The sequence below is a fragment of the Clostridium sp. 1001271B_151109_B4 genome (assembly GCF_015670405.1).
Taxonomy (GTDB): Bacteria; Bacillota; Clostridia; order Clostridiales; family Clostridiaceae; genus Clostridium.
Map to the genome: position 1 here is coordinate 75,447 of NZ_JADPBQ010000003.1, position 13,291 is coordinate 88,737.

General features: G+C 27.3%; 15 protein-coding genes. 4 read left to right on the forward strand and 11 right to left on the reverse strand.

Annotated elements, in window-relative coordinates; genetic code table 11:
- The first annotated feature begins 264 nt into the window (after nucleotides 1-264).
- A complete protein-coding gene (locus I4V63_RS03105; RefSeq protein ID WP_195999839.1) occupies nucleotides 265-684 on the forward strand; it encodes a nucleotidyltransferase domain-containing protein in 420 nt (139 codons plus the stop codon).
- On the forward strand, nucleotides 681-1,106 hold the full coding sequence (locus I4V63_RS03110) for a HepT-like ribonuclease domain-containing protein (protein ID WP_195999840.1): 426 nt from the start codon (nucleotides 681-683) through the stop codon (nucleotides 1,104-1,106). Before I4V63_RS03105 ends, I4V63_RS03110 begins: the two co-directional genes overlap by 4 nt.
- A 103-nt stretch (nucleotides 1,107-1,209) precedes the next feature.
- On the opposite strand, the gene I4V63_RS03115 is transcribed toward I4V63_RS03110, so the two are convergent.
- The 4 genes from I4V63_RS03115 to I4V63_RS03130 form a co-directional block, all read right to left on the reverse strand.
- Nucleotides 1,210-1,656, reverse strand: a complete 447-nt coding sequence (locus tag I4V63_RS03115; protein WP_195999841.1) for a metallophosphoesterase family protein — start codon at nucleotides 1,654-1,656, stop codon at nucleotides 1,210-1,212.
- An 18-nt stretch (nucleotides 1,657-1,674) separates the two neighbouring features.
- Nucleotides 1,675-2,049 (reverse strand): DUF2809 domain-containing protein, encoded by a 375-nt coding sequence (locus I4V63_RS03120; protein ID WP_195999842.1) that lies wholly within the window; start codon nucleotides 2,047-2,049, stop codon nucleotides 1,675-1,677.
- 81 nt (nucleotides 2,050-2,130) lie between these two features.
- Nucleotides 2,131-2,862: a RibD family protein gene (locus I4V63_RS03125; protein WP_195999843.1), complete on the reverse strand. Its 732-nt coding sequence runs from the start codon at nucleotides 2,860-2,862 to the stop codon at nucleotides 2,131-2,133.
- Nucleotides 2,863-2,949: 87 nt separating this feature from the next.
- Nucleotides 2,950-3,918, reverse strand: a complete 969-nt coding sequence (locus I4V63_RS03130) for an alpha/beta hydrolase (RefSeq protein WP_195999844.1) — start codon at nucleotides 3,916-3,918, stop codon at nucleotides 2,950-2,952.
- A gap of 176 nt (nucleotides 3,919-4,094) precedes the next feature.
- Here I4V63_RS03130 and I4V63_RS03135 point away from each other — a divergent pair, with 176 nt between their 5' ends.
- Nucleotides 4,095-4,964, forward strand: coding sequence for an AraC family transcriptional regulator (locus tag I4V63_RS03135; RefSeq protein ID WP_195999845.1), 870 nt, complete (start codon nucleotides 4,095-4,097; stop codon nucleotides 4,962-4,964).
- Between the two features lie 35 nt (nucleotides 4,965-4,999).
- Here the strand turns inward: I4V63_RS03135 and mutT are convergent, their stop codons facing one another.
- From mutT to I4V63_RS03165, 6 genes are all read right to left on the reverse strand, one after another.
- A complete protein-coding gene (gene mutT, locus I4V63_RS03140) occupies nucleotides 5,000-5,389 on the reverse strand; it encodes an 8-oxo-dGTP diphosphatase MutT (protein WP_195999846.1) in 390 nt (129 codons plus the stop codon).
- A gap of 239 nt (nucleotides 5,390-5,628) precedes the next feature.
- On the reverse strand, nucleotides 5,629-6,621 hold the full coding sequence (locus I4V63_RS03145) for an AraC family transcriptional regulator (protein ID WP_195999847.1): 993 nt from the start codon (nucleotides 6,619-6,621) through the stop codon (nucleotides 5,629-5,631).
- A gap of 23 nt (nucleotides 6,622-6,644) precedes the next feature.
- Nucleotides 6,645-7,430 (reverse strand): SDR family oxidoreductase, encoded by a 786-nt coding sequence (locus tag I4V63_RS03150; protein ID WP_243280436.1) that lies wholly within the window; start codon nucleotides 7,428-7,430, stop codon nucleotides 6,645-6,647.
- Between the two features lie 339 nt (nucleotides 7,431-7,769).
- Nucleotides 7,770-8,198, reverse strand: a complete 429-nt coding sequence (locus I4V63_RS03155; protein WP_195999848.1) for a hypothetical protein — start codon at nucleotides 8,196-8,198, stop codon at nucleotides 7,770-7,772.
- A gap of 154 nt (nucleotides 8,199-8,352) precedes the next feature.
- Nucleotides 8,353-8,661 (reverse strand): MGMT family protein, encoded by a 309-nt coding sequence (locus I4V63_RS03160; RefSeq protein WP_195999849.1) that lies wholly within the window; start codon nucleotides 8,659-8,661, stop codon nucleotides 8,353-8,355.
- 154 nt (nucleotides 8,662-8,815) lie between these two features.
- Complete coding sequence (locus I4V63_RS03165; protein ID WP_195999850.1) at nucleotides 8,816-10,189, reverse strand: dicarboxylate/amino acid:cation symporter; 1,374 nt, start codon at nucleotides 10,187-10,189, stop codon at nucleotides 8,816-8,818.
- Between the two features lie 742 nt (nucleotides 10,190-10,931).
- Between I4V63_RS03165 and I4V63_RS03170 the strand changes: the two genes are divergently transcribed.
- Nucleotides 10,932-12,671 (forward strand): ATP-binding cassette domain-containing protein, encoded by a 1,740-nt coding sequence (locus I4V63_RS03170; RefSeq protein WP_195999851.1) that lies wholly within the window; start codon nucleotides 10,932-10,934, stop codon nucleotides 12,669-12,671.
- Nucleotides 12,672-12,915: 244 nt separating this feature from the next.
- Here I4V63_RS03170 and I4V63_RS03175 read toward each other — a convergent pair whose 3' ends face one another.
- On the reverse strand, nucleotides 12,916-13,065 hold the full coding sequence (locus tag I4V63_RS03175) for a hypothetical protein (RefSeq protein ID WP_195999852.1): 150 nt from the start codon (nucleotides 13,063-13,065) through the stop codon (nucleotides 12,916-12,918).
- Between the last annotated feature and the right edge of the window lie 226 nt (nucleotides 13,066-13,291).

Sequence of the window (13,291 nt, forward strand, 5' to 3'; positions counted from 1 at the left end):
ACTTCTTTTAAATCTTTTGGAATATCTGCTTTATCATGAACAAGATAAATTAATATTTCATCCATTTCTATTTCTAGGAAAATCTTATAGATTTTTATTTAATAAAGATCTATAAGATTTATTAAATAAAAACTAATAATTACTAATCTTAATTATAAAATTAGTAATTATCTACTATCAAGGCTTTCTCCCTTTATAGTTGCTAGTTTCCTATAATGTGGATATAATTAATATATAAATGGTATTAGAAAGGTGTTGATATATTTGTCTAAACTTCTTAGCAAAGAAGAAATATTAACAGTACTTCATTCCGATAAAATAAAAAAATTATTTACTACCTATAATATTAAAAGTCTTATTTCTTTTGGTAGTATAAATACAGATGAATTTTCTGAAGTTTCTGATATAGATTTAGCTGTTATTAGCGATATAAAATTACCATTAGATAATATACTTACTTTAGAATTAACTCTTCAAAGTTTACTTAATAGAGAGATTGATATTATTGATTTAAATAGTGATAGCTTAGATTTATTTATTAAAATTAACATATTAAATACTGGATCATTAATTTATACAGTTGATAATAATATTACTTTAAATGCTTTTTATAATTCAGTAGATAAACTTTATAATGAAAATAAAAACTTTATATATTTTAGAAGATTGGATGTGCTTTCATGAATCAAGAAAGATTATCAAAAATTATTGAAGACTTGCAGGAATGTATTTCAGACATGGATGAATGTTTATCTTTTTTACAAAATAAAAAAGATGATAAAATAATTCAAAAATTATCAAAGTCAAGCCTAAGGCAACTCTTTGTTAGTTTTCATACTATTTTAGAAGATTTCTGTTCCATTACTTTAAAAGAAATAAAAAAATATAAAATTGGAATATCTCTTCATGATAGCCTTAATATACTAAAAGAAAATAATATCATTGATGATTCTACTTATCTATTTTTAGAAAAATCCAGATTAATTCGTAATAGAATATCTCATAGATATAAAGAATCTAGTCATGAAGAATTGTTTGATCATATAATTAAATATCATGATAGTTTTTATAATATCATTAAATTAGCTAAATCATTTGTACAATAAAAATTATTTAGCTTATATATATTTTTTCATCAATATATACCAGTAAAAAGATTAGCCTCAGCAGTATTTTAAAACACCACTAAAGCTAATCTTTTATTTTAATTTAAATATCTATCTTTTTAACTTTTAGCTCATCCAAATTAACTTCAACTATTGCCATAGATAAAGGTAGTGAAAATCTTTTTTTTCCACATGAACCAGGATTTAGATATATAATATTATCAATCTTTTCATTACTAAACTTATGTGAATGACCATAAATAACTAAATCTACTTCTTTTAAATCTTTTGGAATATCTGCTTTATCATGAACAAGATAAATTAATATTTCATCCATTTCTATTTCTCTATATTCAGGAAGAGTAAGTCCCCACTCATCCTTATCATTATTTCCCCTTACAACAAAGGTTTTTGCTATGCTATCTAATTTATCTATTATATCTTTATTCCCTACATCCCCGGCATGAATTATGTAATCACATTCTCGAAGATATTCAATTACTTCTTCTCTTAATACTCCATGTGTATCTGAAATAACTCCTAATTTCATATAACTTCTCCTCTATAATTAATTATTTATAAACTTATCTATTATTGCTCCAATTACAATTCCTACTGTATAACAAATTAAATCACTCCATAGGAATCCAAAGCCTAATATTAGCCCACCTAAAGCTGTAGCTCTTATTGAATCAATCCAAGGTGCATGATAAAGCTGACTTATTTCTATTCCATAGGAAAATATTATTGATAGTATTAAAATAAATATTGTACTCTTTTTGTTAAATAAAAAAGCAAGTAAGAAAAATACCATAAGAGCCCACAAAATATCTCCTGAATAAGATGATATTATTTGTGGTAACCCTTGCACTTTTCTTGATAGTAATCCTAGTATTATTGTAATTATCGTTAAAATTAAATATAAAATTCTATTTCTTCTCATAATCTTCCCTCTCTTATACCAATATTATACTAAAATAAATAAGAGCCTGATAGAAACTTCTACCAAACTCTTATTTATTAATTACTTCTTTGAATTTTTAACATTATACTGTATCCAAATAGCATCCCCTTCAAGCACCTTCACACTTTTCAATGCAAATCCTAAGGGTTTATCTTCAGTAATTCCTTCTGCTGTCATAAATAATGTAGGAGTTTTTATTGATCCATCTGCTGTTGCTGCTACTATAACACTAATTTCATCGCATAACCCAGCTTGTAAAAAGGACCAATTTAATATTCCTCCGCCTCCTAGCATTAAATTTTCTATACCAAATATTTCTTTTAGCTTTTTTAATACAAGTTCATAATTTAAGCTCTCTTCTCCTGCTATAATATAGGAAATCCCTAATTTTCTTAAAAAAGCTTTATATGAATTATCAACTCTTTTAGTAAGAACTTCTATTACATGTGCTCTTGTATCCTGATATACTATATAATTTCTCTCCCATCCAAGTTTTCCTGATGGATCAATTGAAACATAATGAATCTTTTCTGAATAATCAGCTATAAAATCACCTTCAGGAACAATTGGTGCATTTTCATCAAGCACAGGCTTCTTATAAAATGTAAAATTATCATCTGTTGTAATTCTACCTGATAGCCATCCTTGATGTTTATAATATCTCTCTTTCCCAAATGCTATATCATAAAATGCTTTTCCAGCTATATTTGATTCTGGTGTATCCATATAATTCCCCATAATCTTTCCATCTATTGAAGTTAACATATGGCAAAATACATAAGGTCTATTCATACAAATCTCCCCCTATTCATTATTTATTATTTTGAATTTCCTCTATAAAGAGATTATATAATTTCTCTAAGAATTTTTATTTATGTTCTACTTTAAATTTACTTTAAAGAATTCTTCTAATTTATCAAATGGAATTCTATCTAATCTATCATACAAATCAATATGTTCAGCATCTTTAACCACATAAAGTTCTTTTGGTTCTTTTGCTAAAGCATAAGCATTTTCAGTAAAGAATTTAGAGTGAGCTCTGTCACCCATGATAAATAATATAGGTCTTGGTGAAATTTCATCAATATAATCTAATAATCTATAATTTAAAAATGCTAAATCACTAGTAGTTGTAAATCCACCTCTTGCATTTGGATGATGTCCTCTTTTAGTTGCATAAAATCTAAACCATTCTGCTGTTGGTTCACCTAATTCAGCAGGCACTTCATCAATTGGTTGTTTTGGGAAAAATGGAATATATTCTGGGTAACCATTTTCTGCATCAACCCATCTTTGTTCAGATAATCTTTCTTTTGTTTTCAAAATCGCATCTTTATCCATAGGTGAAATATTATCTTTAGTAATAATACTACGTACAGCAACAGTCATATCGTACATTGAAGCAGTTGCAACAGCCTTAATTCTTGTATCCATTTGCGCTGCAGATAAAGCAAATCCACCAGAACCACAAATACCAATAACACCAATCTTTTCCCTATCTACTATGCTTTGAAGTCCTAAATAATCAACTGCAGCACTAAAATTTTCTGTAAATATATCTGGTGATGAAACGTGTCTTGGTTCCCCTCCAGATTCCCCCATAAATGATGTATCAAATGTTAATACAACAAATCCTCTTTGTGCTAATTGGTTAGCATAAACGCCAGGTCCTTGCTCCTTTACTCCACCATATGGAGCACCAACAATTAATGCAGGATACTTTTTAGATAAATCAATGTTCTTTGCAGTATATAAATCACCTGCAATTTTCATTCCATATCTATTTTTATAGCTTATATGCTTTCTTTCAACATTTTCACTTAATTCAAAAATATAATATTTACTCATTTTTAATTCTCCCTTCAACTACTTAACATCTACTTTTAATTATAAAAAAATGACTACCTAGTTCAATGCACAAAGCTATTAAGTTATTGCCTATTTCTCTAAGCTTATATAATTTTACGTTATTTTAAAGGCTTTTTATTATATAATACTACTATAACCTAAAGGAGAGAACTATCATGAAAGTCGAAAACATATGTAACATAATTGATACAATAATACCTAATGAAGGTACTATAAGAAATATTGTAAAAGGTGTGGATATATTTAAAATTACTAAATCACAGGATCATCTGAAACAATGTTATGAAAAAGGACTTATTTTTATTTTTCAAGGTAAAAAAGAGGTTTTAAATGAAGGTTCAATCTTAACTTATGATTGCAATAATTATTTGATTTTATCTCTGCCAACTCCTGTTGAATGTAGGGTTTATGCAACAAATGATCAGCCAATTCTTGGAGTTCGTATTGATGCTGATCAAAAAATAATAAATGAAATTCTTTTTGACTGTAATATTTCATTTAAATATGATAAAGAAAGCAAACCTGGTATTTATACTGAATGCTTAAATAATCATTTAATTGATTCCTTAAACAGACTTATTAGCTGTATTAAAGATGAGCAAGACAGACAAGTACTAGCACCATTATATATAAAAGAAATCTTATATTTTGTATTAAAAAGCCCTCATGGTTATGCTTTGAATTTTGTTTCATATCATAATGATACATATTATAAGGTTTCTCAAATAGCTGATAACATTTATTTAAATTACAAAGAAAAATATGATGTAAATACTCTTGCAAAACAGGCAAGCATGAGTGTATCTAGTTTTCATAGTACCTTTAAAGAAATTACAGGATTGTCTCCTATTCAATATGTAAAAAAAATTAAACTTCATAAAGCAAGAGAACTGTTACTTTATAATAAAATAACAGCTAAGTCAGCAGCTTATGAAGTTGGATACGAAAGCTTGTCTCAATTTAATAGAGAATATAAGAGATTGTTTGGTGTGACGCCTAAAGGTGAATCTTCTATTTGTTCATAATCTTTATTTAGTACAAAATTAAAAGCTAGCAGCTGTTACTTAGTAACCGCTACTAGCTTTTCAACTATTTCTATATCTGCTGGTACCCATTTTTGTGATGATAGCTCTTCTAAAGAAACCCATTTGGCATCATTATGGGCATTTAACATTAACTCTCCACCACATATTTCACAAATAAAGCAATGCATTGTTAAGTGAAAGTTAGGATAATCGTATTCTACTGTTGTTATATATTCTAAATTATTTATATCTAATTCAAGCTCTTCTTTTATTTCTCGAATTAATGCCTCTTCTCTACTTTCTCCTAATTCTATTTTTCCACCGGGGAATTCCCACATATCTGCAAATTCTCCATAGCTTCTTTTAGTTATAAATATTTTATCTTCTTTTTTTATTATTGCTGCAACTACTTCTATTGTCTTCATATGTTTTCTCCTAAATAATTATTGTCTTATTTGCCTTATTAATCATACTAGGTGGAAGCGAAGCTTGCCCCTTATAATTCACCAATTATCATTAATTATATCTATCACTGAAAATACAATTAACTCCTATAATGAAAGAAAGGTATATAATTTACGCCTTCGTATATGATCAAGCTAAATACGTACTGGAAATATTATTAATTTATATTCATTAAAAAAGTATTTATCGGTGGCGAAAATTAAAATTTTCTCTGCAAAGATTTTTTATATTCAGTAATAGTCATCCCAGTCCAAATTTGAAATGCTCTTAAGAATGAATTTAAATCTTTATATCCTAATAAAAAGGCAATATCATCACTTACCATATCTGTATTTTTTATATAGTTCTTTGCTAACAATTCACGTGTATGATTTAATTGCTTTTGAAATGTCGTTTTTTCTTCTGTCAATTTCCGTTGAAGTGTACGCTTACTCATCCCAAGTTTTAATGCTACATCTTCAATACTACTACATCCTATAGGCAATAACTCTATTAATGAACTCCTTACTCTTGTTCCAAAAGAATCTTCTACCTCTAACTCAGACAATCTTCGCTTAAGCTCTGGCTCAAAATAATCCCACATTACTTCATTCTCACTAACAAATGGTTTAAGCGAGTCATTAAGTGATAAAGTCAAAGCACTTTTATTCCCTTTCTGAATCTTACAACCAAAATATTTTTCTAACTCTTTATCATTAATTGAATTCTGCAATGTTATTTTCAAGGGAATTATATTCTCTTTAGTTGCTATCCTAATTAAATTAATTAAAAAAACAAACTCTGAAACTTCTAAAAATAAAGGTATTTTATTATATTTTTCTTCTGTTGTTAATTCTACTGTAAAGTTCTTTTCTTCTTTTCTTATAATAAAAATCATAGGCCCAATAAGCTTCTTATACTGTGCTAAACGCTCTATACAAGTCTGAGCATTTTTGCTACAAAAGGCGGCAAAAATAGGCGGAGAAAAAGTTTCAATACCTTCTGCAGTTGCAATTTTTATTAGTTTACCTTCATCAGGAATCATTTCACCAATACTTTCCATAAAATGAAAGTATTCATCTCGTGTTAACCTTATATTCTTTCTACTAAATAAATCCTCTGGCAACCCTGATTTTATTAATATTTCACGTAAAGGCAATCCTACTGATAAAAGAAGTGAACTATACCTACCATCAATAATAAAACGATTCATAAAAGATACTCCATTCTATTTTACTATTTTTCCTTCTGCATTTCATATATTTGTTTCATCATTATTTTTTTAGGTGTAAATGGAACCAATGCTAAAAACACTCTTTGAAGTAATGACACTCCTGAAATTACATTTAATTCTCCTTTTAACATACCCTCATACCCATCTTTTGCAACATCAACTGGACTAACAGTCTTTGCAAATAATGGAGTATTACTCATATCTGATGCTTTAGCAAAACCTGTATCCATAGCACCTGGCATTAATGTAGTAATAGTTACACCAGTACCTTTAATTTCTTGCCATACAGCATTACTAAATGAAGTAACATATGCCTTTGTAGCATAATAAACTGCTTGTAATGGACCTGGCATAATTGCAGCCGTAGAAGAAACATTTAATATTCTACCATCCCCACGCTTAACAAAGTCAGGTAAAAATAACTTAGTTAATATTGTAAGAGTAATAACATTTACTTCAATCATTTGAATATCTTGCTCAATAGAACGTATATGAAACTCACCTCTACCACCAAATCCAGCATTATTAATTAAATAATCTATTTTTATATTTGCATTTTTAACCTCATCATAAATCTCCTGTGCCGAGTTTCTTAACGATAAATCTTTTACAATCACCATTACTTTTATTCTGTATTTATTTTCAAGTTCTCTTTTTAATTCATTTAGTTTATCCTTACTTCTTGCAACAACTACTAAATCTCCACCTCTTGATGCATGTAACTTTGCAAATTCCTTTCCAATCCCACTTGATGCGCCTGTAATTAATGCAGTTTTATTTTTCATCATAATTTCCTCCCTAAATTTAAGTTTCACTTCATGACTTCATTATACAAACTACAAAACATTTTTTAATATCATTTTGCGCCAATAATTATTCAATCTGTGCCAAATAGAAAATAAACATTATTATTTTAAGCAACTTCAATATCTTCTATGCTTTTAATTAATCTTAAGTTCACTTTGTAAAATAAAAAAATAATTATCAATAAGAATTTATTGCATTAAAATAACCCACGAAAATCTATATTGATTTTCGTGGGTTTCATGGTGGAGGCGAGGCGTTACTTGCCCCTATTCCTTATTTCATTATGCATTCTCAAAATATATTCTACCCAAACTTATAATTTAATTTAAGTCCCATATTATCTGTCTTTGAAATTTACTTAAATACTTAATGCATGCTAGCTCAAATTTTAATTTTCCTCCATAAGCTTCATGATAAATAAATGTTCCATTATAACTATCTTCATCTTCACACCTAATTTCCTCTATTCTTATACTATGAAATATCTCACTTAATCTATCTTCATATTTAATATTAAAACACTTTTCAAAATCAGTATCATTTTCAAAATATAACTCTGTTACTAAATACTCTTCTTTTACCATAAGATTTAATAATTTGATCAATGGTCCTAAATCAGTAACATTATCACTTTTACTTATTCTAATTTCATAATCCTCATTCTTTAATTCCAACTTATCTTCTGAAATCATATTTTTTATATCCTTCATTAATTTTGACAAATTTATTTCCTCTATTTTTTGTAACACTATAATTATCTCCTTATCTTATTTATTAATAAGATAATATTTCCCTAGCCTAATAATATTATTCTAGAAAACAAATACAAAATTCTATTAATTTTTTTAATAAAAAAAGCAGATTCAAAGATTTTATCCTTAAATCTGCTCTTGCACCTCACTACTAACAATCCCACTGATTTTTCTTAATATCAACATGATTCTCATCTTTAAAAGATATTCCCTCTTCTAATAACAAAAATCGTTGTTCCTTCCATCCTGGTGCCAACCTACCAGCATAATTTACCACACGATGGCATGGATATTTCCCATAAAATTCTGCACGGCTAAGAACCTTCCCCACAAGCCGTGCATTTTTATCTCTGCCAATAAGTCTTGCAATTTGTCCATATGTAGCTACTTTTCCTTCTGGTATTTCTTCCACAACAGAAAGTATTTCATAAATTAATTGTTCATTAATAATACTTTTCATATCTTCACCTATGATACCTATCCTTAATTTAATATGTTATTATATTTTTGCACTATTTTTAAATAAAATATTATGAAGTACCATAATATGCAAATAAAAAAACCTCTAAGGTTAATCAATTAATGATTATACTTAGAGGTATTTCTTTATTATCTTAATTTATTTCATTTACTAAAATCTCTTCACTATTATATACTTCTTCATCAAGCATTCCTTCAGATTTTGCAACTACTACACTTGTTGCAGCATCTCCAACTACATTTAAAGAAGTTACTAACATTTCTATTGGTCTGTTTATTGCAAGAATTAATGAGTAAGCAAGAATTGCCGCATCATTATTATATCCCATTCCAGTTAAGACTGTGAAAAGTATTATTGCTCCTGCACCTGGTGCCGCCGGTGTACCAACTGATGCTATTAATGCAAGTAATGAAATAACTACTATATTGCCTATTGTTACATCATATCCTGCACTTGTTGCTATAAATATTGCAGCTATAACCTGCATTATCGCTGTTCCATTCATATTTATAGTCATTCCAAGAGGTAGTATAAATGATGCTATATCTTCGCTAACACCTAACTCTTCAACTGTAGTTTTAGTGTTTAAAGGTAATGTTGCTGCAGATGATGAAGTAGAGAATCCAAATAATGCTACTTTACCTATTTTCTTCACAAACTTAATTGGGTTAAGTCTAGCTCCAATTGCTATAAATATTGCATATCCAAATACTAAGAATAATAGTAATGCCATTAGCGTTGTAACAACATATACAAGTGCAGGCTTTAAGTTATCTACACCATATATTGCAAATGTTCTTGTTATAAGCACAAATATTGCTACTGGTCCAAACTTAGTTATTATAAAGCTTAAAAATACTGTTATGATTGAGTTTACTTCTTCTAATAAATAATTTAATACTTTTACTTTATCGCCTAAGCTATTGATACAAAGCCCTAATACTACAGCAATAAAAACTACTGCTAATATACTGCTATTACTTGAAAATGCTGATAAAATGTTATTTGGTATTGCTTGAACTATTACTAGTAATGGATTTGTTGAGCTTACAACACCTGCTTGTGCTGTTACATTTTCAACATTTGCTGTAAATAATCCTAAATTCTTTATTATAAATCCTATTGCTCCTGCTAATACTAATGCAAATACTGAAGTCGATAAAAATCCTAATATAGTCTTATATGAAATACGCCCAAGCTTTTTAGTATCACTTATCTTACACATAGCTAATGCTATTGATGTAAACACCATTGGTACTATTACTAATTGAAGTGAATTTACAAATAACTGACCTACTATATAAAATATCCCAAGGGCACTTGTTGCTCCTTCTTGTGATATATCTTGGAATAAAATATTATTAATACTTGTCCATATATGATCATTACCATTTGCTATCAAGCTTTCTCTAAGAACTATAAATCCTATTCCAGCTGCTAATCCTAAAATAAGAGCTACTGCCATTTTAATTGCTAGTTTATTACTACTGTTAATTTTTTTATTCATCCTTCGCCTCTCCTTGCTAGTCACTCCCTAATTCAAATAACTATATAAGGCTTAATATACTTTTATTGAATGACATCAAAAAAAGTCTTCCAAATAGGAAGACTAATATAATCTCAATATAAATAACTTTTTCTTATATAATGTACTATCCAATGATTAAGCACACTGCTTAATACTAAGTACATTTCTCTCAATATAAAGTTATTTTACAAGTATATCATAACTTCCTTACTGATTTCTCGAATCAATTTAAAGGGATTTTTTTGTTTATATTACCACATAGTATCTACTTTGTCAATTTTTAAATTATCTTGTCGGTAGTATTTTTTGATTATGCCTCATATCTATTTAACTATGAATTTATATCTATAAATGGTAAAATCGTACAGATAATTTGTACGATTTTATTTGGTGGAAGCAAGTAATTTCTTACTTCCATCCTTTATTCAATTATGAATTTTCTATTAAATATTTTTACAATTCTCTTATTATTATGATAACACATCTTATTTCATAATTTTGTAATATCTTTTTATCGTTTTTAAATATTTACAAAAAATTTAAACCTATTTATTAATTATCATAACTATATGAAATTATTGAACTTACTAAAAAAAAATGTTAAGCTATCAATTATTAAAGTAAATAAATATATATTAAAGCTAAGATTTTAATTAATAAAATAATATATTAAAGAGCTTATTTTATAGGCTCTTTTTTAGCGATAAAGAGAGGTAATCTTATGATAAAAGTTGAAAATTTATCTTACTCATTCCCACAAAAGAATCTATATAACAACATTTCCTTCACCTTAGAAGAAGGTCAGCATTGTGCCTTTATAGGAACAAATGGTAGTGGAAAAAGTACACTTATAGATATAATTATGGACCCTGAAAAATATATGTTTGATGGTAAATTAGAAATAGAACCAAACTGTAGAATTGGTTATGTACGTCAATTCCAAGAAGTAGATAAAACAAAAGAAATTACAGTTTTTGAATATTTAGCAGAAGATTTTATTAAATTACAAAATGAAATTACAGCTATATGTACCGAAATGGAAACATCTTCTGATATTGAAACTTTACTAGAAAAATATCAAGAAGCATTAGATTCATTCGAAGCAATTAATGGTGATGATTTCGAAAATATGATTGATAAAAAACTAAACCTTATAGAATTAATTAAGTATAAAGACTTAAATATCTCTGAACTTAGTGGTGGAGAGTTCAAGCTTATTCAAGTAATTAAATCAATGTTAACTAACCCGGATTTACTTATTATGGATGAACCTGATGTATTTTTAGATTTTACAAATCTTAATGCTCTTAAAAATCTAATTAATTCTCACAAGGGAACAACTTTAATTATTACTCATAATAGATATTTATTAAATCATTGCTTCAACAAAATTATTCACCTTGAAAACATGGAGCTTCAAGAATTTGATGGTGGATATGTTGAATATAATTTCTCATTACTTCAAACTAAAATTGAGCTTCAAGAATTAGCTGCTGCTGATACTGAAGAAATTGAAAGAAATGATGAAATAATAGATAGATTAAGAGAGCTAGCAACTGAGAATAAAGAACAATTTAGAGGAAAAGCTTTAAGAGCTAGGGTTAAATTCCAAGAAAGATTAGAAAAACGTAGAATCAAAGCTCCATTTGTAGAAATTAAACAACCTAATATTATTTTTGTTACTGCTAATGAAGTAGAAGAAAAAACTGCTTTAAAAGTTACTGATTATAATCTTGTTTTTGATGAGGTACTTTTAGAAAATGTTAACTTTGAAATTAAATCTACTAATAAGGTAGCTCTTGTTGGTTCTAATGGTACAGGTAAGAGTACCCTTTTCCAAGAAATATTTAAAAATAATAATCCTTCTATTGAAATAGATGAAAATACTAAGATAGGTTATTTATCTCAACTTCAAGGTCAAACATTAAATTATTCTAATACTATCACTGAAGAATTCTTTGATCTTGGTTTTAAAACTTATGATGATATTAAAGAATATCTTGCAGGTTATAACTTTGATGAGGAAATACTTAATCAAAAAATAGAAACTTTATCTGGCGGGGAAAAGAATTTAATTCAGTTAGCTAAAATTTCTGAAGTTGGAGCAGACCTTCTTCTTCTTGATGAACCTACAAGTCATTTAGATACATATTCTCAAATAGCATTAGAAAAAGCTATTAAAAACTATAAAGGTGCCATTTTAATGGTATCCCATGACTACTATACTATTGCAAATTGTATGGATTATGTTTTACTTATTAAAGATAAGAAAATTAGAAAGATTAACATAAATCATTTTAAAGATATAATTTATGCTAATCATTTTAATAAAGACTATTTAAAAATTGAACAAAAGAAAAAATCAGTTGAAACAAATATTGAATTAGCTTTAAGAGATAATAATTTTATTCTTGCAAAAGAATTATCTGAACAATTAGAAAAACTTGTTAAATTACTATAAATTCAATCTATAAATAAAAACTCGACAATATTAAAATGTATTGTCGAGTTTTTCATAATAATTATTAATCCCTATGTATACCAGTACTATACCTAAATTTGTATTTTATACAAATTTATCTACCTCTCCTCATATCTCAATATTTAATTTATTATTCTATTATATCAAAAAACACGACATTTCTGCCGTGGATTTTTGAGCAAATATAAAGACTGCTTCTTGAAACTTTCTAAAAGCTCTTATATTATTTATTACCCTCTTTATTTTTGTTTCTTACCGGTACAAACTCTGAAGTAGTATCATTAGGATCAATGTAGACATAGTCTCCATTACTATCCTTTTTTAATCCCAAAGATGCCATTTTCTTTTTAGTATTTTTATGTTTTGTACTCATTACTAAACCTCCTAAATATTATAAAAATCATTCGTTATTATCTTTCCCTTTTATTTTTATAATAAATAAAATTATTATTTTTTATTTAGTGAAGGTAAATCATAATTATCACTGCCATCTACTGACTTATATTTTTATAATAAACCTAATGTTCTCTCCTAATTTACTTTATACAACAATTCATTCTCCATGTATATCAAATATTTACTATAGAAATCCCTAATCA